This window comes from Pseudoalteromonas sp. LC2018020214, from assembly GCF_016598755.1.
Classification (GTDB): domain Bacteria; phylum Pseudomonadota; class Gammaproteobacteria; order Enterobacterales; family Alteromonadaceae; genus Pseudoalteromonas; species Pseudoalteromonas distincta.
Genome location: NZ_CP066805.1, coordinates 775,287 through 796,492 on the forward strand (window position 1 = coordinate 775,287; position 21,206 = coordinate 796,492).

General features: G+C 38.9%; 22 protein-coding genes. 9 read left to right on the forward strand and 13 right to left on the reverse strand.

The genetic code is table 11. From position 1 onward, the window contains the following. Positions 1 to 127 precede the first annotated feature (127 nt). Complete coding sequence (locus JG479_RS19800; RefSeq protein WP_200220508.1) at positions 128 to 838, forward strand: substrate-binding periplasmic protein; 711 nt, start codon at positions 128 to 130, stop codon at positions 836 to 838. 459 nt (positions 839 to 1,297) lie between these two features. On the opposite strand, the gene JG479_RS19805 is transcribed toward JG479_RS19800, so the two are convergent. The 12 genes from JG479_RS19805 to JG479_RS19860 form a co-directional block, all read right to left on the reverse strand. Further along, entirely contained in the window at positions 1,298 to 1,507 is a 210-nt protein-coding gene (locus tag JG479_RS19805) for a cold-shock protein (RefSeq protein WP_002959120.1), read from the reverse strand. Positions 1,508 to 1,747: 240 nt separating this feature from the next. After that, positions 1,748 to 2,464: a hypothetical protein gene (locus tag JG479_RS19810; protein WP_002959122.1), complete on the reverse strand. Its 717-nt coding sequence runs from the start codon at positions 2,462 to 2,464 to the stop codon at positions 1,748 to 1,750. After that, positions 2,461 to 3,201, reverse strand: a complete 741-nt coding sequence (locus tag JG479_RS19815) for an iron transporter (protein ID WP_138490155.1) — start codon at positions 3,199 to 3,201, stop codon at positions 2,461 to 2,463. Before JG479_RS19815 ends, JG479_RS19810 begins: the two co-directional genes overlap by 4 nt. Beyond that, the gene (locus JG479_RS19820; RefSeq protein WP_200220509.1) at positions 3,188 to 3,541 is read right to left on the reverse strand and encodes a cupredoxin domain-containing protein; all 354 of its coding nucleotides are present in this window, start codon (positions 3,539 to 3,541) and stop codon (positions 3,188 to 3,190) included. The genes JG479_RS19815 and JG479_RS19820 overlap by 14 nt, the downstream gene beginning before the upstream one ends. Beyond that, positions 3,534 to 4,847, reverse strand: coding sequence for an ATP-binding protein (locus JG479_RS19825; protein WP_200220510.1), 1,314 nt, complete (start codon positions 4,845 to 4,847; stop codon positions 3,534 to 3,536). Before JG479_RS19825 ends, JG479_RS19820 begins: the two co-directional genes overlap by 8 nt. A 26-nt stretch (positions 4,848 to 4,873) precedes the next feature. Continuing rightward, the gene (locus JG479_RS19830; protein WP_200220511.1) at positions 4,874 to 5,533 is read right to left on the reverse strand and encodes a response regulator; all 660 of its coding nucleotides are present in this window, start codon (positions 5,531 to 5,533) and stop codon (positions 4,874 to 4,876) included. A 7-nt stretch (positions 5,534 to 5,540) separates the two neighbouring features. Next, positions 5,541 to 6,188 (reverse strand): hypothetical protein, encoded by a 648-nt coding sequence (locus tag JG479_RS19835; RefSeq protein WP_039488809.1) that lies wholly within the window; start codon positions 6,186 to 6,188, stop codon positions 5,541 to 5,543. A gap of 21 nt (positions 6,189 to 6,209) precedes the next feature. Next, a complete protein-coding gene (locus tag JG479_RS19840) occupies positions 6,210 to 6,980 on the reverse strand; it encodes an SDR family oxidoreductase (RefSeq protein ID WP_200220512.1) in 771 nt (256 codons plus the stop codon). Then, on the reverse strand, positions 6,977 to 7,666 hold the full coding sequence (locus tag JG479_RS19845) for a TenA family transcriptional regulator (RefSeq protein ID WP_200220513.1): 690 nt from the start codon (positions 7,664 to 7,666) through the stop codon (positions 6,977 to 6,979). The genes JG479_RS19840 and JG479_RS19845 overlap by 4 nt, the downstream gene beginning before the upstream one ends. Next, positions 7,659 to 9,128 (reverse strand): AMP-binding protein, encoded by a 1,470-nt coding sequence (locus tag JG479_RS19850; RefSeq protein ID WP_200220514.1) that lies wholly within the window; start codon positions 9,126 to 9,128, stop codon positions 7,659 to 7,661. The genes JG479_RS19845 and JG479_RS19850 overlap by 8 nt, the downstream gene beginning before the upstream one ends. Then, positions 9,125 to 9,778, reverse strand: a complete 654-nt coding sequence (locus JG479_RS19855) for a thermostable hemolysin (protein WP_002959142.1) — start codon at positions 9,776 to 9,778, stop codon at positions 9,125 to 9,127. Before JG479_RS19855 ends, JG479_RS19850 begins: the two co-directional genes overlap by 4 nt. Positions 9,779 to 9,930: 152 nt before the next feature. Beyond that, positions 9,931 to 12,012 carry a TonB-dependent siderophore receptor gene (locus JG479_RS19860; RefSeq protein WP_200220515.1) on the reverse strand — a complete coding sequence of 694 codons (2,082 nt, stop codon included), beginning with the start codon at positions 12,010 to 12,012 and terminating at the stop codon, positions 9,931 to 9,933. Positions 12,013 to 12,180: 168 nt separating this feature from the next. Between JG479_RS19860 and JG479_RS19865 the strand changes: the two genes are divergently transcribed. The 5 genes from JG479_RS19865 to JG479_RS19885 all read left to right on the forward strand — a co-directional run bounded on the left by JG479_RS19865 (position 12,181) and on the right by JG479_RS19885 (position 16,415). Continuing rightward, positions 12,181 to 12,804 (forward strand): fused MFS/spermidine synthase, encoded by a 624-nt coding sequence (locus JG479_RS19865; protein ID WP_200220516.1) that lies wholly within the window; start codon positions 12,181 to 12,183, stop codon positions 12,802 to 12,804. After that, positions 12,797 to 13,681, forward strand: coding sequence for a spermidine synthase (locus tag JG479_RS19870; RefSeq protein WP_039488815.1), 885 nt, complete (start codon positions 12,797 to 12,799; stop codon positions 13,679 to 13,681). Before JG479_RS19865 ends, JG479_RS19870 begins: the two co-directional genes overlap by 8 nt. Positions 13,682 to 13,814: 133 nt before the next feature. Beyond that, on the forward strand, positions 13,815 to 14,282 hold the full coding sequence (locus tag JG479_RS19875; protein ID WP_200220517.1) for a MarR family transcriptional regulator: 468 nt from the start codon (positions 13,815 to 13,817) through the stop codon (positions 14,280 to 14,282). 8 nt (positions 14,283 to 14,290) lie between these two features. Continuing rightward, positions 14,291 to 15,355, forward strand: a complete 1,065-nt coding sequence (locus JG479_RS19880; RefSeq protein ID WP_002959152.1) for an HlyD family secretion protein — start codon at positions 14,291 to 14,293, stop codon at positions 15,353 to 15,355. A 10-nt stretch (positions 15,356 to 15,365) separates the two neighbouring features. Continuing rightward, on the forward strand, positions 15,366 to 16,415 hold the full coding sequence (locus JG479_RS19885; protein ID WP_138490145.1) for a DUF2955 domain-containing protein: 1,050 nt from the start codon (positions 15,366 to 15,368) through the stop codon (positions 16,413 to 16,415). Positions 16,416 to 16,528: 113 nt separating this feature from the next. Here JG479_RS19885 and JG479_RS19890 read toward each other — a convergent pair whose 3' ends face one another. Then, complete coding sequence (locus tag JG479_RS19890; protein ID WP_002959155.1) at positions 16,529 to 17,686, reverse strand: benzoate/H(+) symporter BenE family transporter; 1,158 nt, start codon at positions 17,684 to 17,686, stop codon at positions 16,529 to 16,531. 378 nt (positions 17,687 to 18,064) lie between these two features. On the opposite strand from JG479_RS19890, the gene JG479_RS19895 reads away from it, so the two are divergent. The 3 genes from JG479_RS19895 to JG479_RS19905 all read left to right on the forward strand — a co-directional run bounded on the left by JG479_RS19895 (position 18,065) and on the right by JG479_RS19905 (position 21,137). Continuing rightward, positions 18,065 to 18,769 (forward strand): hypothetical protein, encoded by a 705-nt coding sequence (locus tag JG479_RS19895; RefSeq protein WP_138490144.1) that lies wholly within the window; start codon positions 18,065 to 18,067, stop codon positions 18,767 to 18,769. Between the two features lie 126 nt (positions 18,770 to 18,895). After that, positions 18,896 to 19,639 (forward strand): zinc-dependent metalloprotease family protein, encoded by a 744-nt coding sequence (locus JG479_RS19900; protein WP_002959157.1) that lies wholly within the window; start codon positions 18,896 to 18,898, stop codon positions 19,637 to 19,639. A gap of 181 nt (positions 19,640 to 19,820) precedes the next feature. Beyond that, complete coding sequence (locus JG479_RS19905; protein WP_149603409.1) at positions 19,821 to 21,137, forward strand: DUF5666 domain-containing protein; 1,317 nt, start codon at positions 19,821 to 19,823, stop codon at positions 21,135 to 21,137. The last annotated feature ends 69 nt before the right edge of the window (positions 21,138 to 21,206 follow it).

Here is a 21,206-nt window from a genome sequence, read left to right on the forward strand (position 1 = left end):
TTTATGGTTATACATAACTCAAATAAACCAATATCTTAGTAACAAAGTCACATAAATATTTTTTGTGTTTTTCGTATTTTCAGCCACACTTATATTACTTAAGCTAACCGACTAACGATCCGCTATTGTGAAATATATTCTTTATTCTCTTTTTTTAATTTGTTCTGTGTATGTTCAAGCAAAAGAACCCATCCTTGTTGTTACAGAGTTAGCACCGCCAAACCAAGTGTTGATTGATGGTGAGGTAGCAGGTGAAGGCACTCAATTTATTAGAGATATATTTGCTGAGGCTGATCTCACACCTAACATTCAAATGTATCCTTGGGCACGTGCTTATAAAATTGCAGATGAGTTAAAAAACACCTTTATATACAGCCTTGCACGCACTGTAGAGCGAGAAAATAAATTTTATTGGATTGGACCAGTTGGACGATTTGAGCTGGGCTTTATCGGCCTATCAGAGCGTGATGATCTTATTATAAATAATACTGAACAAGCAAAAGTGTATAAAATTGCAATGCAACGCAATGACTTTTCAACACAAACTCTCACGAAACTTGGATTTGAAGTTGTTTTAACCTCTGATATTCAAAAATCATACTCTTTACTATTAGCTAAAAAAGTAGATTTAATAGTAGACGATCCATTATATATGCAGCAGATGAGCGACTACCTAAAGCTCAAACCAGCACACTTAAGGTTTATCTATAAAATAGATGAGCTAACAATTGATGCTTATTTAGCTGCGAATAAAAAAACAGATATGCGTTTAATTGAAGCGCTGCAAGCTGCATTTTTAAAAATAAAGCAAAATAAAGGGCTGCCTTACGAAAGATAAATCATTGAAGGTAAGTATGCTTATGGGCGACAAAATCACCTTTCATTTTTAACTTTTTATATTCTTCATAAAATTGCTTTATGACACACAACTACTTACTTATTAAATTCGATGCAATTTAGCATGCGCACAAATAGGTAATTTTTGCAGCCTTACAGCACCTTTCCCACTTTATAGTCAAAGGTTCCAGCTGATGCATTACTGTAAATATGAGCCAAAAATTAGATCTATTTTCTTTTTAAAAAATTATAAGAAGAGAAATGGGCGGTATTAATCACAAGCTTAAACTCACTTGCATTAACACAATTGCTTAAAAGAATGGCTTAGAAGAATGGCTTAGAAGAATAGAAAAACAAATACTAGGAGGGGCTAATAACAGGCGTTGCTTGGTTTATGTCAAATTTCAGACACAAAAAAAGCGCCTTAAGCGCTTTTTTTCATTTTACTTAAAAAGTAAAATTATACAGCTGTGATGTTATCAGCTTGTGGACCTTTTTGACCTTGTGAAAGAGTGAACTCTACACGTTGGCCTTCAGCTAAAGTTTTGAAACCTTCGCTTTTGATTGCTGAGAAATGTGCGAAAACGTCTGGGCCATTTTCTTGCTCGATGAAACCAAAACCTTTAGACTCGTTGAACCACTTAACTGTACCTGATACGATGTTAGACATTGTAATATCCTGATATAAAATAAAAAATATGCTCATAAGAGCGGGTGTAGCAAAAAATGAGATGGTACTTTAAAAACTTCAGGACGGTACTACAAGTATTACTTATACAACATCGAAATGGAGATTTATAGCTTACATGCTTTCTTTCTAGCTGCAGCCCACTATATAGATTTTTTAAAATATGTCAAGTACCTATCTATAATCAGAGTGATAAACAACCAAAACCGCTTTCCTTGGTTATTAAAATTCAAATTCTAATGCGAGCCTAAAACTATGATTTTTTTCTGATTGGCTTATCTCAGTGATAAAACCCGCTTCCCATTTTAACTGCTTTTGTCCATCAAAACGCTGCAAACCTATAAACCCAGGCCCTATGCCAACAAAGTCTTCTCCTACGTACACCTCAATAGATGGCTGAAAAGCAGAACGATATCGATAGCGATATTGCGCTCTAAACTCACTTTCCCATTCATTTTGAATATCCTGCCCCCACTCGTATACTAAAAAGGCATTCATAGTTAAGCTTGTTTTACCAAACTCTTTTTCTATCACAAAACCCGAAGTTGCTTCATACACATCTTCATTATGTTTTTTTTCAAGCTCAAATAATGCCCCCCAATCGGCCCATAATTTACCTTGTTCAATCAATTGCCAGCGTAGTTCAAGCTCATAAGCTTCTAAACCAAAGTCGCCGTTGTCATCTCGCTCACCAACTAAATAGCCTTCTAGTGCCATTGTATCGTTAATAGCACCGCCACCACCCAAACGCTGCGCTAGTATGTTGCCACTATCTGTTTGGTGCGACACTAACCGCCATTCAAACTCTCGCTCAAAAGGTAAAACATAGGGGTGATATACCTTATCAACAACAATTCCATCGGCCTTTGCTGGGGTTGAAAGTACCAACAAACAAAAAACGGTAAAGCTAAGCGCTAAATATAGGTTGAGTGCTTTCATACACGTTCCTTAGAAATTGAAGCCGAAATAACATAACAAAGTGATAAAAATATCACGCTACTTGTACTATATATAAGTACACTCATTAGATCCGGGGTAGCCTCGTAACCAACCAGGGCGCGCAGTACGCGCCCGAGTTCAGAGTTTTCGCTTAATACATCGCGTAAATCCCACACGGTTGCGGTGTTGGTAATTAAGTCTATTTGGCTTGCCAAATCCAGTGCAACTAATAACTTAGCCGCGCTGTTAAAAGCAAGCAAAGTAAAAAGCGGATACATACCAAAGCGGTGCTTAATTGCATTCATTAAAAAGTACAGCAATACGCTAAAACTTAAACAAATTCCAACACCTAATAAAGTGCCAATAAATAAGCTTTGCCCTGCATCATTACTTTGCCAAAAACTGGTGAGGTAAATAATATAGTGGCTTAAATACAATGTTATTGTGCTTATAACAGCAATATAAAAAGCCGCTGATTTTTGTTTTATTGCAAATACTAATACGGCTATAAATATAGTAATACATAGCCCTATTTGTGAGTACTCTAGCCCTTGGTGTTCAAACCACTGGCTCACCCATGATGCACTTTGCATGTACATAAACGACATGAGCGCGCCAATTAGTAAAGCAGATCCTATTTTTAAAGCGCTTTGTTTTTTAACTACTTGTAGTAGCACTAATAAAATAGCCACAGGTAGTAATTGATTAAGACTCATGACTAAACTAGTTATTAGCATGCTGCGCTTCCTCATCACCAACTATTACAACGCCCCTTGCTGTATTGGGCGAAAACTCACCAAAAAATTCGTAATACCCTTTACTAAGCGGTCCTATATAAATAATGCTTTTACGGTTTGGGTAGAGTACTTTTTCTCTGTTTAAATCAAAGCTATCAAACTCTTCTGGTGTGCTATCTTGGTTTTCTATCATTAGTTTTACTTTTTTATTCGCGGGAATGGTAATTTGTGAGGGATAAAACAAATGATCTTTCAAAACAATAAGGTACTCTTTACTCGCCGCGTTAAACGACAAAAATAGCAAACAACAAAGGCACCGATTAAATAAACGTTTAGTCACTTTTTACTCCTGTAAAAGTAACCTTAACGGTTAGTCCGCCTAAAGGGCTATTCGCTAAATGAATAGTTGCACCATAAATAGCAATTATGTGTTGAACAATCGCCATACCTAAACCAGCACCTTGCTCGCCTGATGGATGCTGATCGCCACCTACGCGATAAAAGCGATTGAATATTCGCTCTTTTTGCTCTTCAGTCATACCCGCACCAGAATCATCAATTTGCCAACTAAAGCCGTTATTACTTGATGCTAATTTAATTATAATTTGACCATTATTGGGTGTGTACTTTATGGCGTTGCTAAGTAAATTAGCGATAAGCGTGGTTAATGTAAACTCATCACCATTAATTATAAAATCATCGCCTTCAAGACTAATGGTTTGGTTTTTTTCATCTATTTTGTCGTATTGCTCCGATACGACTTGCTGAGTAATCGTTAGCAATGATTGTTCGCTAAATTGCCTCTGCCATTGTTCAGGCTGAGTGCGCCCTAAAATTAGCATTTGCTCAACAATATTACTTAAACGATTAATGCCCTGCGACATAGCTTGTAATTCTTGATGGTCTTGCAGATTACTTTGTTTATTAGCTAAATTATGTACGTTAATTTTTAAACTACTAAGCGGGGTACGTAATTCATGAGCTGCATCTGAGGCAAAAAAGCGCTCCCGTAAGTAGGCAGTTTCTACGCGTTTAAATAAGTCGTTTAAACGATTAATAACCGGTTTAATTTCCTCGTCGGTTACTTGCCAGTTAATTGGCGTAAAGTCGTTCGCTTGGCGAGACGCCAACTGCTTAGATAATCGGGTAAGAGGGGCTAATGCGTATTTAACAAAAAAGCTAATAAAAATAGCAAGCAGAGGGACTGCCCATAGCATAGGTAACATTGCGGATAAAATAACGGCTTCAGCTAATTCAAAACGCTTTGCCATAGGTTCAGCAACGATGACTTTACGGGTATTTTTACTCATCACAAATACTCGCATACGCTGCCCTGCTACATTGGCCGTTTGAAAGCCCTCGCTAAAACTAATTTGGTTATTCGTTAAACTCGATGAGCCACTAAGTAAATTATTATTTTGCCAAATTTGATACAACAACTGAGCGCTATTATTACTTACTTGTACTGCATCTGTGCTTAGTGCCAATGGTTGCTCAATTAAAACGCCAGCCACTATTTTAAGTTCATCATCAAGCAAACTTTCACCGTGGTACATACTTTTTTGATAGCCTTTTACTAATGCTAAAAAGCAAGTTAGCACCATCATTGAAAGTAAAATTAAGGTCAGACGTTTACGAATTGACATTTTCAACCTCGAAAAACAAACACACTCTAACGCTTACCAACCACGTAGCCAATGCCACGTAAGGTTTTAATCAAATCACTAGGGAATTTTTTACGAAGATGATGAATATGCACCTCTATGGCATTAGAGCCGACTTCTTCACCCCATTGGTAAAGTTTGTTTTCGAGTTGTTGTTTTGATTGTACCCTTCCCTGATTTTCCATTAGCGCTTTTAAAAGCATGTATTCTTTTCGAGGTAGTGTAAGTGACTGCCCACTTAGTTTAACTGTATGAGCAGAAGTATCCATTACTACATCACCACAGCGTAATAAGCTTGATTGTGTTTGATTAATGCGCCGGCTTGCTACACGTAAACGGGCAAATAGCTCAGCGGGGTCAAACGGCTTTGCAAGGTAATCATCTGCCCCCATATCGAGCCCTTGGACTTTGTCGTCAATACTGCCGCGTGCAGTTAAAATAACCACTGGTATTACTTTTTTTTGCGCTTTAATATGCTTTAAAACTTGCGAGCCGTCGCCATCAGGTAATCCTAAATCGAGAATAACAAGCTCAATATCACCACTAGAAAGGCACTCTAGGGCGTGTTTTACTGTGCCACTGTGCTCTACGCTGTAGCCCTCTTGGCGCAAAGAGCGAATAAGCCCTTGCGCCACTAAATGATCGTCCTCAACGAGTAATAAATGCATTATGTGTTTATCTTTTTAATTTTTTATCTACTTTTGCCAATAACTGACTTATTGCTTGTTGACGATATTTATCTGCTTTTGCCCGAGTATCACGAATCCCAGCAGCTTGTGCTACAAGTAGTCGTGCTTTAGCTTGTTTATAATCGCCTTCGTCATACAAGTATTCACCGTATAAGTAATTAGTATCAATGCCTTCGAGATTAAAAGCGAGCGCTTGTTTAAATAATTTTTCAGCTTTGTCGTCATCACCAAAACCAATTGGCCAGCCAGGTACTTTGCTATAAAGCGTTGCAAGGCTTGCGTAAGCTGAGCCATTTAATGCAGTGCCATCAATCGAGAGTGCATTTTCGAGTGACGCTTTTGCTTCTTTTGCTAAACCAAGTGCGCCCAAGCCCCCTTTTGCGCCAGCAAAACTAGCTAACACAATGCCATTCCAAATATGTGTTTGCGCCGAGCTTGGATAGTTTTTAACAAATAATGCGCTTTGCTCACTTAGTTGCGTAAACGCGTCTATTTGCGCATCGTCTTCAAGTTCGTAATTAGCAATTGCCCACTTTTGTTGAATATCGGTTAAGTCTTGCGCTTCATCTGCGTGTACTGCAGTTGCAAATACAGAGGTTAGTATTAAATAAAATGCGAGTGTAAATTTATACATAATTTTGCCCTTGTGTGTTTGTTAACTTAAAAAACGTTTAATTTTAGGAAGTTGCTTTGCAATAGCGTTATCAACAACGCTTGGGAATACGCCATTTATGCGTGCAAATAATTTTTCAGGAAAACCAATAAAGCGCCTTGTTTGGTTTGAACTTATAAGAGCTAATAACTCTTGAGCAACTAATTCTGGCGAGTCCATTTTATTGCCGAGCTCTTTATTCATTGCCCGCGCTTTACTGCTATTAATGGATGTATCTGTTGCTCTTGGTGCTAAATAGGTCACTTTAACGCCTGAACCATTCAACTCACGTGATAACGCTTCTGTAAAGCCACGTAAACCGAATTTACTGGCGCAATAAAGCGTTTGAAACGGGTAGCCAATACTGCCAAACGATGATCCCACGTTAACAATGGTGCCTTTGGTATACGCTAACTGCCCTAAAAATAGCTGGCATAATTTAATAGGCACCGACAAATTAGTAACGAGCATATTATCTATTTGCTCATTACTTGTGTGCTCAAGGCTTTGCATTGCATTTATACCTGCGTTATTAATAAGTAATTTAACGCCGCCGAGTTGCTTGGCTTTTATTGCTAGGTTAATACGTGTTGTATCGTCGGTTAAATCGCCCGTAAATATTTCACTGTCTGGGCATGCACGGCTCAGTTTTTCAAGGGCTTGGGTATTTCGCCCTACAAGTAGTAACTTCCACCCTTTTGCATATAGGGCTTTAGCAATCGCTTGCCCTATTCCGCCTGTTGCACCAGTGAGCACACACAAAGAACTACTCATGCCAATTTGCCTTGTGCACGTGCTTTAAAAAATGCTTCGTCATCGAGTCCACGAAATATATCGCCGTATAAACGATAAAAGCGCTTTGCACCATGAATTATGGCTTGTTGATCCGCCTCGTCTGTTATTTGGTTCATTAGGTTTTCAAAAAACTTTACATGCTCTATATCAAGCGCGCCGTGAGAGGTTAAATAACTAAATGCTTTTTTAGGTAAACCCACAGCATTTGCAATGTTTGAAGCGGCGCCATCCGCAAGCGCTATAGAAGTGCCTTCAAGCACATGCACCATGCCAAAAAAGCTCAACGGATTTTTACGTGCAATGGAGTCGTACGCATACGACACCATCATTTCGGTTGCAAATTGCGGCTGACTACACCGTACTGTTTCTTTGTCAAAACCACAGGCTGCAATGTCATTAAGTACCCACTCTTGATGACCTATCTCTTCTTCAATATATTCTGCGACGGCTTCGCGCAGCCATTCTTGATCGTCGGTTAATCGTGCACCAACCGACATCATTAATGGCACAGTATGCTTAACATGATGATACGCTTGTGCTAAAAACGAGGCGTATTCTTCAAGTGATGCTTCGCCTTTAAAAACACGCTGAATAATCGGCGCTGCAAGCAGGTAGTTTTGCTCTTGTTTAGTTTGCTCTTTAAGGGTGTTAAAAAAATCACTCATTAATTACTTCTCCAAGTCGGTAAAATTGCTCAAACACAGCATGGTACTGCTTACTTATGGCATCTCGTTTTGGACGATTATTTGTGGTTAATAATCCTTGTTGCACACTTAATGGGGCAGTTAAACGATGCCATTTTTGAATTCGTGCATAGTCGGGTAGTTGTTTATTAATTGTCTTAATGTACTGCGCTAACACTGGGTTACTTAGCTTTGTATCGGCGTAAATAATGGCACTGAGAAAAGGTCGCCCCTCACCAAACACAACGGCTTGTAAAATACCGCTTTGACTGAGTAATAGTGATTCAGGCCACTCGGCACTGATGTTACGACCCATGCTGGTAATAATTAGGTTTTTTAATCGGCCTTTAATAAATAAAGTATTTTGACGCTGCTCGACTAGATCGCCGGTTGCATACCACTGGTTCTTGTTGTGAGGTTGATGGTTTAAGTAACCTAAAAACAAATCGCCTTTTATAAAAAGCTGGCCATTTTCAATTTTGGTTTGAATATGAGGTAACACAGAGCCGGCACTATGGATGTTATCGTTTGTGGGTGTATTTAAACTAACGACAGATGCCGCCTCAGACAGCCCATAACCTTGGTACACCGGTAAGTTTAAGCTACGTGCTTTTACTATTAGCATTTCGCTGACAAGCGCACCACCTACGGCAATAAACTGTAACGAACTAGGCGGTTGCCACCCATCTTCTGCAAAAGTAACTAAGCATGCTAATAGTTCAGGCACTAAAATAAGCGTATTTGGCTTAACTTTATCAATCGCAGCAATAAGCTGTGCGGGCTGTTTTAATGCAGTACCAACAAAGCCTAATTCATTTAACGGCATTAAATGCACTGTACCGCCACTTTTTAAAGGGGCATACACACCGGCTATATTTTCAAGCAATACAGCAAGCGGCAATAAACATAAATGCACAGGCTTTTTAATATTAATTTTATCGCACAGAGATTGAGCTACCTGCATTTGACTCTTTGCAGATAAACACACGCCTTTTGGTTGCCCAGTCGATCCTGACGTAAATGTTACTTTTTGAGTATCTGGAAAATAACTGACGGGTTTAGCTACAACGATTTCGTAAATATATAATGTGTAACACTCAAATAAAGTAATTGATGCAGTCGGCTCCCCAAATACAGGGGTTAGCGTGTCGCTCATAAATACATTAGCGCCGCATTGCCCTAGTACATATTGAGTTTGTTGTTCACTAAAAAAGTGAGCAATTGGCACAGCCACTTTACTAGAAACTGCAGTAGCGGCATCAATAACAAGCCAAGCTGGCGTATTATCGAGCTTATAAGCGATACATTTGCCGTTAAAACTTTGTAGTATTTTTACTACTTTTTGTATTTGCTGATTAAACTCATCCACGTTAATTTCAAGTGTTTGCTCTTTATTGTGGGCAATAATTAATGGCGATATTGCATGGGTATTATAGTAATTCATACATTCACCAACGCATTTACCAAAGAATTGATATTTGAGTGATTTTGCTGCATCAAACTATAAAGCATTGGGGTATTTAATACCTGTTGGTGAGCTTGCTCTAAACTCACAACGCATACGGTAGGCTGATTAGCGTAGTAACTTCCCCAACTTAGCGGATGCTCCACAACAAAACTGTTTGCCACAGCAATTTCAGTGCAGTTAACGCCTAATAAGCGCAGCAGTGCACGTACTTTTTTAGTGGCGCAAAATACTAAATGTTTTGCTCCTACACTTTGCAGGGCTTCATTAACAACAATAAAATGCCCAAGCGTTGCTTTGCGATGTGTAGAGCATAGGTTGCCAAGCTCAAATACTTTATTACGCTGTGTGTTCTCAGGTAAAAAATGCTCAATGGGCTGTGCTAAGTATTGCTCTATAAATAGAGGAGCTGTTGCTTGCCTTAAACCCAAAGTGCATTGCCCTTCGTTTGTAGTGTATTGGCAAAGTAATGGCATAAAAGAGGTAAGCGTGGCGTTATAAGCGACTAAAAAACCTTCTTTAACTGTGTTTTCTAACGCACTTCTATGCTCATCATTAACGCGAGCACTCACAAAGCGTGAGTTATTTTGAATATAAACGGGTGATGAAGGTAGGTGTGCTAATTGCATAAACATCGCTCATATAAAGTGTATGTTTGTAACTTAGCGAGCGAAACTTAAAGAAAACTTAAGAAACCTTAATTTAAATAAAAAAGCGCCTTAATTATTAAATTAAGACGCTTCAGGATGAAAACTGTTTAAAAGCTTAATAAGCTAAGCTATTAAAAATTATAAGCTATCGACATTTTAAATTGCGTAGGCGCCCCCGGATAAACCCACAAAGCGTTATAACTACTTTGAGCGTAGGCTTCATTAAAAATGTTATGAATACTCACATTTAGCTCTGTTTTATCTGTTAAATTTAATTGACCAAACACGCCGACCAATTGGTAACTTGGTAGTCTAAAGCTCAAATCTGCGGCATCACCTAGGCGGCTGCTGGTATATTGGTAACTTGCACCAAATTCAAGCTCTTTACCCATTAATGCTGTTTGATGGCTAAGTGTAAGGTTTAGATTGTTTTTTGGTACATTGACCAGTGGGCTGCCTTTTTCTATTGGCACGCCCCAATCGGCATTAATAATGTCGTTTGCCGTGGTGGCATCTATATAGGCGTACGATAAGTTAAATGCTGTTGCATCGGTAATATAGGTATTTAAATCAAGCTCAAACCCTTTGCTATCAGCTTTACCAATGGGAGCCGAAAAACCAACGTTTACAGGATCTGCCACTAACATATTACTTTTAGAAGCATCAAAAAGTGCCACAGTACCGTTTACACCTAAGTATTCAAACTTAGCACCAACTTCAAACGAGTCGCTGTACTCAAAGCCAAACGGGTCGCCGTTTGCATCAGTACCGCTCAGTGGTAAAAAGCCTTCAGAGTAACTGCTGTAAAAGGTTATTGTATTATTTAGTTCGTACACTACGCCAACGCGTGGGCTTATTTGGCTCTCAGAACTGGTTGAAAACACACCGCTGTTGGTTTCTAAAATATCTTGGTCTACGCTATCAAATCTAAGACCAAGTAAAAGTTTAAACTTATCAGTGATATCCATTTGATCTTGAATGTAAATACCGTAAGCGTTTTGCTCTTCATCATTTTCATAAAGTAGCGAAACAGCAGGACGTTCACCAGAATAATCAGGCTCAAAAATATCAATAGTATAAGTGCCATTACCGCCACGATAACGAGAAAGCGCCGTGCGCAAATCGTATTTATATGCATCAATACCTATTAATAAATGATGCGAAATGCCGGCTGTATCTAAACTTCCACTTACCTCAAACTTTACACTTAAATCTTCTACTTCGTAGTCGCGATAGCGCTGCTGGCGGGTAAGTGTGCGGCCATCGTCAAATAACGATTGGCGCGATGGTGCAAGTTCTGCATCTGACGAAAAACCCGTTAAGCTAGAGTCTCGATAATTTGCACCTACAACAAGTGACCATGCCTCGTTAATATCGTGATTTAACGTAATTTGGTGGCCTCGAGAGTAAACCTGCGTGTCTCCATCGTTTGGGTTACCTAAATAGCGCGAGCTTGGTAGGGTGTCAAAATCGTTATCGAGAACGACAACACCACGGTCGAATAGCTGAGCTAAATCTACGTATTCAAACTCATAAGTTACACTGGTCGATGCGTTTATTTGATGATATATAGACGGCGTAATCACCTTTTTATTGGTGTATACCTCATCGCGGTAGCTGTCACTATCTTGCCATGCGCCATTTATTCTAAACGCGGTGGTATCGTTAATGCCTTGAGTGTAATCGCCTTCAACGCGATTAAAACTGTCGCTACCTAAGCTTAGTTTTAGCTCACCCTGTGAATCAAACTGTGGCTTTTTAGTCACAATATTTACAGTCCCGCCTGGCTCTGATCGCCCATAAAGTGCTGAACCTGGGCCCTTTAGTACTTCAATGTAATCAATGTTAGATACATCACGCGGGCCGCTAAAACCACGCCCACCGCTAAAGCCATTAACTAAATAGCCCGATGGCATATTTTCGTTACCCGAAAGGCCACGAATAGAAAAGCTATCCCACAATGCACCGCTATTGTTTTTACGTGAAATACTAGCTGAAAAATCAAGCGCATCTTGTAGTTGAGTAATTCCTTTTTTAGTAAGCTCAGCACTATTAATACTAACTATAGATTGTGGCATTTGCTTTTGAGGAATATCACCGCGATAAGCTTGTTTATAAGTGACAGATATTTTTTCGATTTCTTCTTTTGGATCTTGCGCAATACTGGGCGCACTAATTCCTAGGCAGGCTAAATAAATTAAAGAGTACTTCATGTGATTGATTAACTAAGAAAGTGTTATAGTATAACAAAATTGTAGCATGTGTTACTTTATAACAAAACTTCTTTTTAAAAAATCACTGAGCGATTAATTAATGCACTAGCGACTGCCGTGTCATCACGTTAGTATAGTGATCTACTTAAGTTACATAACGATAATTACATGAGCATAAAAACAAACGCGTTAATTTACTTTTTAGCTTTTTGCAGCGGTTTTTGCATTATGGGGATTGAACTTTTAGGAGGGAGAATTCTCGCCCCTTTTTTTGGTAGTAGCGTACATATTTGGGGCAGTATAATTACAGTATTTATGCTTAGTTTATCTTTTGGGTATTTACTTGGCGGTAAACTCAGCACTAAAAATGCATCACTTACCAAATATGGTTTAATATTTTTAATAGCCAGCATTATGGTGGTGCCTATTACATTATTTTCGCAGCCAATAATGGAATTTATATTTACCCATATTGAAGATAGCCGCTACGGCTCACTCTTGGCGTCAACTGCTTTATTTTTTATACCTACCGTTATTTTAGGCATGATCTCGCCCTACTCTGTGCGCTTACTGGTAACAGATAGCGATAAAAGCGGCCAAGTGGCTGGGCGTTTATACTTTGTAAGTACGCTTGGCAGTGCACTGGGTACTATAATTACCTCGTTTTACTTTGTACTCGCGTTTGACGTAAATACAATTATTAGCGCCTTTGCTCTAACGCTTGGGTCACTGGGTTTAGTCGCGATTGTAATTAATACCTTGGCTAGTAATAAGGAGCTTGCTCATGCTTAAATATTTACTACTGTCGTTAATTGCATTTTCGGGTTTTGCGTGCAGTAAAGTTATCCACGAAGAGCGCTCGCTTTATCGCAATATTATTGTTGAAGAAACGAGCGACTTACGTTGCCTTAAATTTAATACTAAAAGTAGCCAAACAAGCCAAAGCTGTATGTATAAGAACAATCCCGACAAACTTGTTTTTAATTACACAAAATTGACTTTTGCGAGCCTTTTAGTAGCCGATAATCCTAAAAATGTACTTATTATAGGATTAGGAGGCGGTACGCTTTCTAACGTTATTCATGAGCTATACCCCACTGCAAAAATTCATAATGTTGAAATAGATCCTGCAGTAACTAAAGTTGCACGCGATTACTTTAACTTTATAGAAAACGATTTAGTGACATCAAGCGTGCAAGATGGCCGTATTTTTATAAAACGTGCCGCTATTAAAAAGCAAAAGTATGATTGGATTATTTTGGATGCATTTAACGGCGACTATATTCCGGAGCATTTGCTTACTAAAGAGTTTTTTGAAGAAGTACAAAGCGTATTAGCCGAAGGCGGTGTTATAGCTGCAAATACGTTTTCAAGTAGTAAACTTTATGAACATGAGTCGGCAACTTACCACGCTGTATTTGGCGACTTTATAAATGTAAGTCGCGAAAATCGTAGTAATCGTATTATTTTAGCGGGACTTAAATCAATGCCGAGCGAAGCGCAAATTAACACGCGTGTAAATGCTCTCGCCCCTAAATTAGTAAAATACGGTATAGACATAAAAGCGATTAGCCAATTTATGCAATTTACTAAAAACGATCAAGATTGGCCCGCAGATACAAAAGTACTTACCGATCAATACTCCCCAGCTAATTTACTTAACTTTTAAACTCCTGCTAAACCTCACCATTTTTACAAGTGAGGTTTAGCAAATATTTTGCTACTTCCCGCACTTACACATATTTACTTAGCAAGCTAAGTAATGATAAAATAGTTAGCTTGCTAACTATGTTGGGGTGGCTATGCCTACACACAAACCTTTTCACGAAACACTCGATTTAACAGTTATCGGTAATATGGGCCGAGTTCATCGTTTATGCCGCGAAGCGGTAACCATTGCGGTTGAGCCTTTAGGGCTTACTCAATCGCGCTGGACTGCACTAATGCATATTAGTATGCGTGGTGAGGGACTAACACAACTTGAACTTGCTAATAGCTTAGGGATAGAAATGCCTTCATTGACTCGTACGCTTAAGCAATTAGAGGAACAATCGTTAATCGTTCGCCGTGTAGACAAATATGATAAGCGCAGTAAAAGACTCTATTTTACTGAGCAAAGTGATGCCATTTTACATTCATTGCAAGAGACTATTTCCGATATAAAAAATCAGTTATACAGCGGTTTATCTGTTGAGCAACTAGATGCGATTGCATTTGGTTTGATCAAAATGGAGCAAAACGCCCTTAAATGTATTCAAGTTAATAAGTAAGGCTAAAAATGACACCGGATCAAAAGTTTGCACGCTATGTAAGGTTTTCTCTCATAGGGTTTATCTTAGTATTTATTTACTATTTAGTGGCCGATATGGTTTTGCCTGTGACACCACAAGCACGTGTTTATCACCCTGTTGTGCAAATATCACCGCAAATTAGTGGCCGAGTCACTAGTGTGCAAGTTAGTAATAACCAATCAGTTAAAGCAGGCGATATATTATTTAGTATCGATGAAGGCCCATATAATTTAGCTAAAGAACAAGCTCAACTCGCCCTTGATGATGCCAAATTACAAAATAAACGCCTTGATACCAATGTTAAAGCGCTTGAGGCACAAATAAGTGCTGCAAACGCTAAACAGCATGAGCAAAAACTATTAAAAAGCAGAGGCGAAAAGCTCTATAAGCAAAAGTCTATATCGGAGCAAGAACTTGAAAGCATTCGTGCTAATTTTGAAGCGAGTAAAGCAAATGTTGCAGCCCTTGAAGCGCAGTTAGCTGAAGCGGTTTTAGCTAGAGGTGACTCAGGTAACAAAAACTTAGCCATGCGCCACGCTGCTAACCAGTTAGCACAGGCTGAGCTAAATTTATCCTACACAAAAGTGCGCGCATTAAGTGACGGCGTAGTTGCTAACTTACAGTTATTAAACGGCGCATACGCAGTTGCAGGCAGCCCGTTATTAGCTATTGTTGCTAAAAAGGCAGATTTAGTTGCCGACTTTAGAGAAAAGTCACTCTCAAATATGAAGCAAGGCACACAAGCGCGCGTAGTATTTGATAGCCGTCCAGGTGAAGTTTACGACGCAATACTTGAAACATTTGAAGCAGGCGTTAGCAGTGGTCAACTTAGTGCTAATGGTTTACTAAGTACAACAGAAACCAGTAATCGCTGGGTGCGTGATGCACAGCGTCAACGCATTCACTTAAAGCTCATTAATCATCAAGACTTAATAGCAAACATGCCTAGTGGCTCACGTGCAACAGTACAGTTATTACCAGAATCAACAATTGGGCAATGGTTTGGCTCTGCACAAATCAGGTTTATTAGCTGGTTACACTACATTTATTAATGGAGGCTTTATGACTCAAATTGTTAGCCAAGGCCCACAATTAGACTCCAATGGCCTTCGCCAAGCACTGCGCATTGCAGGTGGCTGTACCCTTGGCTTTACTATTAGTAAATTAATGAACTGGCCCAATGGTATATTTTTTACCGTTTATCCTATGTTGATATTGGGCATGGTACCTACGTTAAGTCGTGGGCTTATAAATCAATTTATAGCATCTGCTGCATTTAGCGCACTTATAGTGCTGATAATGCAGGGATTGTTTTCTCACTTGCCAGTCGTTATGACATTGTTAGTGTTTGGTGTTTTCTGCTTTTTATTTCATAAAATGAGTAGCGGTAGTGCCTTTTTATTTGGCGCTTTAGGCGTAATCAGTCTTTCTATTCAGCTACATTTTTCCAGCTATGTTGATCAAGGAAGCAGTATTTATCCGTTAATCTTAACTAATGGTTTGGCTATATTCTTAACCGTTATTATTGGAGCATTAATGCATGGCCTATTTCCTGATGTAACCGCAAGGCCCGGGCGAGTAATGCCAGCTAAAGCAAAAGAAAGTATTCGCCATGAGGTATTGTTATGCTCAACCGTGGCTACGCTCTCTTTTGTTGTTTTTCAGGTTCTTGATTTACAAGACTCAATATCTGCGCAGGCAGCTTCTGTGCTTATTTTATTTTCGTTGTGCTGGAAAGCCGCAGGTATGGCCGGTTGGCAGCGAGCAATTGGAACGCTTATAGGCTGTAATGCAGCGTTACTATCGCAACTATTTTTGTATAGTCACTCTGATTTTTTACTTTTTCCGATGGCTATTTTATGGATACTTTCGTTTGTTTTTGCGCGCTTTCATATTTTAGGCGGAGGCATACCTGGCATTGGTTTTGGTGTATTGACTACATTTGGTATTTTGTTTGGAAATTCACTCGGGCCAGGCCAAGATCTTGTTTATAGTGCAATGTACCGGTTTAGTTCGGTATCTGTGGCTATAATCTTAAGCTTATGTGTTGTGTATGTTATGCACCATATACTTAATCGGTTTAGCGTAACTCGCCATCATACTTATGATTAGGTAAACTCTGTTTGTAAAACTAAAGGCTGCAATTGCAGCCTTTTTAATAAGCTTGGTTAAACTATTTTAATCATCTATATGAGCAATAATTTCGCTTTACATATTCACAGTTTTTAGTCTTTCCTGGTGATAATAAGCGTTAGCACACCCGCTATAATCCCCCAAAAAGCAGACCCTACTGAGAGCAATGTTAAGTTAGATGCAGTTACTAAAAAAGTGACTATTGCGGCCTCAGTATATTCAGTACTACTAAGGGCTTGCTGCAAACTATTAGCAATGGTGCCAAATAGCGCAATGCCCGCCAAAGCTAAAATAAGTGCCTGCGGTAAACTTGCTACCAAGCCAACTAATGTAGCTGCGCACAACGCCATTAAAATATAAAATACGCCAGCCGCTATACTCGCCCAATAACGTTTATCATGATTTTTATCCGCCTCATCACTCATACATATAGCTGCGGTAATCGCGGCTAAATTAATAGAGTAGGCTCCAAAAGGAGCACTAAGCATATTTACAAAGCCAGTAACATTAAGAGATGCAGATATAGGCGCTTTATATTTATGTGCTTTTAAAACCGCAATACCCGGTAAATTTTGCGAAGTCATGGTAACTATATAAAGTGGTAAGCCTATACTAATACATGCTTGCAAGTGGAAAGCGGGTTCAATATAAGCAAATTCGCTCATTTTCCAGTGCAGCGCGCTGGTATCAATATGGCCCATTTGCCAAGCGAGTAATACACCTATAATAAGCACGCTTAACATAGCAAAGCGGGCAAAAAAGCGTTTACCAATAAAGTACATAACGACCATTAAGCCAATTACTAAAGGCATGTCGTTCATAAAATTAAACACATCGATACCAAAGGTAACAAGCACGCCGGCCAACATGGCGCATGCAAGCTCACTTGGAATACGGTTCATTATTTTTTCAAACCAGCCCGTAACCCCCGACAAAAACACGAGCAATGCACTGAGCATAAACGCGCCAATAGCCTCATTTAAGTTATACCCTTGGGCACTTGAAATAAGTAATGCAGCTCCCGTGGTAGACCACGCAATTAAAACAGGTACTTTGTAATAGTACGATAAACCAATTGACGTTGTGCCCATCACTAAACCGAGCATTAAAATCCAACTAGCTACTAAATCGGGCGTACCACCAAGGGTTATCACTACCTGATAAATTAATGCAATAGAACTCGAAAAACCAATAATTACAGCCACAAGTCCTGCTGTAATTCGGTTAAGCAACTGATCAGACACCTTCATAAATTCCTCGTAATGCATTTATGCAGCACACAACATACGTGCCCAATAATTACATTGCAATTAGCGATTGGTTTACAAAAGGTGAAATAAATTCACTTTTTATTTTTCATTGTAATTAACGTCAAAAAGTCACTTTTAACCATTGTATTTAACTAAACAAACAAGTACCTATAACTGCGCCAAAGCCCGCGTAAACACTACTAAAAACCAATACTAAAAAGAGCAAAAAACACACCAAAAATAAATATCCTTATATTTTATAAGGAATTATAAAATTAAGAAATAATTCTTTTCGGTTACATTTATCATCTTGATCTAATCCATTTAATAATATAAAACGTAACAAATAGTTAACCAAAAATACTAAAAGAGAAACAAATGAAGAGATCTGTCGTCTTACTAATTGCTATACCATTATCGGCATTTGCAGTTTATGGGCTATTTTTTAATGCAGATGAAACGGGCGAACCTATCGCGCCTGTTGCTATTGATTTTGTTCCTATTGATTTACAAAAAACGCGCAATACACATCCCCCTGCACCTATTGATATGAGTAAAGATCCAATTACCGTAAAACCCATTGTTGCCCCTGACAACAGCTTACCGTTTGAAGAATTTGATGCCGTAAATCGCTTATCAGACAAAGCAAAGCAAGTGCTTATAAACGCAAAAGTTTTACCTACCGACTTACATAACGAGGCCTATATTGAGTTTGATTTAAATTCTTTACAGGCGTTAGAGACTGGCGAAAATTTTGATTTAGCTATTCCGCAAACAGCCGAAACATTCACCGCAGAAGTGACTAGTGTGGTTGAGTCTGAAAATGGCGATAAGAGCATATTTGGTAAAATAGTGGGTGTTGACGGTCGCATGCATAATACCGTTTTAACGGTAGGTAAAGATGCCGTATATGGCCAATTTACTGCACCTTCTGGCAACTATGTATTCGAAAGTAAAGGTAAGTACGGATGGATTGCAGCAAAACGCGATTTATATAAAAGCCACATAGAGCATGAAGTAACCGCACCAAAGCCCAAATCAGATAAAAGCATCGATATATTTGCACCAAAAATTGATGGCTAACCAATAATCAAAATATAAAAAACAACTAAAGCCGCACTATAAAGCAGCTTTAGTGTGTCTGCTTTTTATGAGCTCAACCAAGTTAAAAACAAGTTCCAACCACAACAAGAGTAAGGAAATACAATAATGAAAAAAGTAATCACAACAACCGCACTGGCTGCGGCATTATGTGCAGCAAGTGTTGCACAAGCAGAAACAATCGATATCGGTATTTTATATACCGACCAATCAGCTGCTGCAACTAGCAATATTGACACTAAAATAAATCAACTAATTGCTTTTAGTAATCAGGTATATAGCCAAAATGGCGTTGATATAACACTACGCTTAGCTGGCAAACAAAACTTAGGTGACTACGCAGTAACGCCGTCTGAGGATTGGTTAGATTCGGTTACAAATAGCAGCTACGTAGATGGTTTACGCAGCGATTGGAAAGCCGACATGATTGCCGTATTAGGTACTGGCCAAAGTGCTGGCAATGGGCTTATTTCATGTGGTTTAGCGTGGGTTGGCCAAGGCACTAATGGCAATCTATATAGCTCAATGAGCAGCCGTATGTACTCAATCACTGCAATTGATTGTGGTGCAACTACATTTGTACACGAACTTGGTCATAACCAAGGTTTAGCGCATTCACGCAAACAAGGTGACACATCTGGCGGTGTATATGTAGATGGCATGGGTCATGGCGTACAAAATGAGTTTGCAAGTATTATGGCTTACCCTCACGTTTACGGTAGCGCAACTCAGTACGATTACTTCTCTAACCCTAACTGGAGCGTAAACGGTATTGCATTTGGTATTACAAACCAAGCGTATGCAATTCGCACGGTTACTGCTACAAAAACAAGTATTGCTAACTTTAAATAAGTAGCGCATTAAAAAGTGGGCTAAATAGCCCACTTTAAAGTTTTAACATGTTCTTCCCTGCAGAGCGCTTACGCGCTCTTTTTTATAACATTAACAAAAATTAATGTTCTGTCCACCTTCTTGATATACATGGTTAAGTACACTTACTCCATCAGCAATAGTTATTAACTTGGAGTTTCCCATGACCAACCAATCAATTAAAAATACAGCAAAACTAATCTCATTAAGTGCTATTACACTTGCGTTAACAGCATGCGGCAGTAGTTCGTCAAATAACGACAACAACGAGCTAACTGCTTCAGCTAATTTACCGAGTGTGATCATTGGGCAAGTAACAGGTGTAACGTCGGATTCAATTACTGTAAACAATCATATTATTGCAGCAGGCTCAGCAGAAGTAGAAATAGAGGGCAATAACGCAACTCTTGATAATATAAAACAAGGGATGATGGTAGAAGTAGAAACAAATGGTGCCCGCGCAACAGAAATAGATTACGACCCCGTATTTAAAGGTCCTATTAATATAAAAAATGATCAAGTAAATATTGCAGGAATAACACTCAGTAACTTAAACAGCAGCGACTTTAGTCAAGGGCAATTATTTGAAATAAGTGGCTACAGTCATTCATTAAACTCATTAACGGTTACCTACCAAGCCCCTATTACTAACAGCCAATCAGAGCTTGAAGTGCAAGGCAGTATTACCAATTTAAACCAGCAGTTGCGTACATTTACTTTAGGTGATTTAGTTATTAACTACCAACAAGCTGATATAGACGGCACACTAAGTAATGGTCAACTTGTTGAGGTTGAAGGTTTTTATAATAATGCAATATTTAGTGCAACCGAGGTTGATGCAGAGCAAAGCCTTAGTTTTACCGATAATATAGACACCGAGCTTGAAGGCGTAATCACCTTTGTAAATAACAATATGAGCTTAATAACATTAAACTCGCAGTGGCAAGTTAGCATTAATGATCAAACTCAATTTGAAGATGGCACCACCGCTAATCTTGTTGTTGGTCAAGTTATTGAGGTAGATGGTGTATGGCAGCAAGCCGATAATAAATTACTTGCTCAAGAAATAGAATTTGAATCAACAAACATCAACTCAAATACAACTAATCAGCAGTTTTCGGTAGCCGGTGTTGTTAGTTACGAGCAAGATATAGCGACAATAAATGGCATTGAATTTACATTTAATAGCCAAACTGTATTTGAGGATGGATTATCGGTTAATACCCTAGATGGGCAGTGGGTTGAGCTTGAAGGCACTTATAACAATGAGAAAAACAGCGTAAGCGAAGTTGAACTAGAGGACGATACAAGTGAGATTAACTTAACCGGTTTAGTGTCGGCAAATCAAAATCAGCAAGCAACGCTTTGGGGTTACATAAGTGAAGATAACTCATTAACGCAATATTTAAATCAAACCGTAGAATTAGAATGCCAATGGGTTGCAAGCAACCAAGTAAGAGCATGCGTTTTAGATGACTAGTAGCAATATAAAGCGCTGATATAAAGAATAAATCATACGACTAAATAAATGTGTTTAGCCCTCTTATTT

Bases quoted from the DNA above. Each gene is read 5' to 3' on its own strand.
- JG479_RS19875 (WP_200220517.1), top strand. From the start codon at position 13,815: ATGCCTACACACAAACCTTTTCACGAAACACTCGATTTAACAGTTATC.
- JG479_RS19835 (WP_039488809.1), bottom strand. From the start codon at position 6,188: ATGTATAAATTTACACTCGCATTTTATTTAATACTAACCTCTGTATTT.
- JG479_RS19905 (WP_149603409.1), top strand. From the start codon at position 19,821: ATGACCAACCAATCAATTAAAAATACAGCAAAACTAATCTCATTAAGT.
- JG479_RS19880 (WP_002959152.1), top strand. From the start codon at position 14,291: ATGACACCGGATCAAAAGTTTGCACGCTATGTAAGGTTTTCTCTCATA.
- JG479_RS19885 (WP_138490145.1), top strand. From the start codon at position 15,366: ATGACTCAAATTGTTAGCCAAGGCCCACAATTAGACTCCAATGGCCTT.
- JG479_RS19810 (WP_002959122.1), bottom strand. From the start codon at position 2,464: ATGAAAGCACTCAACCTATATTTAGCGCTTAGCTTTACCGTTTTTTGT.
- JG479_RS19890 (WP_002959155.1), bottom strand. From the start codon at position 17,686: ATGAAGGTGTCTGATCAGTTGCTTAACCGAATTACAGCAGGACTTGTG.
- JG479_RS19825 (WP_200220510.1), bottom strand. From the start codon at position 4,847: ATGTCAATTCGTAAACGTCTGACCTTAATTTTACTTTCAATGATGGTG.
- JG479_RS19860 (WP_200220515.1), bottom strand. From the start codon at position 12,012: ATGAAGTACTCTTTAATTTATTTAGCCTGCCTAGGAATTAGTGCGCCC.
- JG479_RS19850 (WP_200220514.1), bottom strand. From the start codon at position 9,128: ATGAATTACTATAATACCCATGCAATATCGCCATTAATTATTGCCCAC.
- JG479_RS19900 (WP_002959157.1), top strand. From the start codon at position 18,896: ATGAAAAAAGTAATCACAACAACCGCACTGGCTGCGGCATTATGTGCA.
- JG479_RS19845 (WP_200220513.1), bottom strand. From the start codon at position 7,666: ATGAGTGATTTTTTTAACACCCTTAAAGAGCAAACTAAACAAGAGCAA.
- JG479_RS19895 (WP_138490144.1), top strand. From the start codon at position 18,065: ATGAAGAGATCTGTCGTCTTACTAATTGCTATACCATTATCGGCATTT.
- JG479_RS19840 (WP_200220512.1), bottom strand. From the start codon at position 6,980: ATGAGTAGTTCTTTGTGTGTGCTCACTGGTGCAACAGGCGGAATAGGG.
- JG479_RS19855 (WP_002959142.1), bottom strand. From the start codon at position 9,778: ATGCAATTAGCACACCTACCTTCATCACCCGTTTATATTCAAAATAAC.
- JG479_RS19815 (WP_138490155.1), bottom strand. From the start codon at position 3,201: ATGCTAATAACTAGTTTAGTCATGAGTCTTAATCAATTACTACCTGTG.
- JG479_RS19865 (WP_200220516.1), top strand. From the start codon at position 12,181: ATGAGCATAAAAACAAACGCGTTAATTTACTTTTTAGCTTTTTGCAGC.
- JG479_RS19830 (WP_200220511.1), bottom strand. From the start codon at position 5,533: ATGCATTTATTACTCGTTGAGGACGATCATTTAGTGGCGCAAGGGCTT.
- JG479_RS19870 (WP_039488815.1), top strand. From the start codon at position 12,797: ATGCTTAAATATTTACTACTGTCGTTAATTGCATTTTCGGGTTTTGCG.
- JG479_RS19805 (WP_002959120.1), bottom strand. From the start codon at position 1,507: ATGTCTAACATCGTATCAGGTACAGTTAAGTGGTTCAACGAGTCTAAA.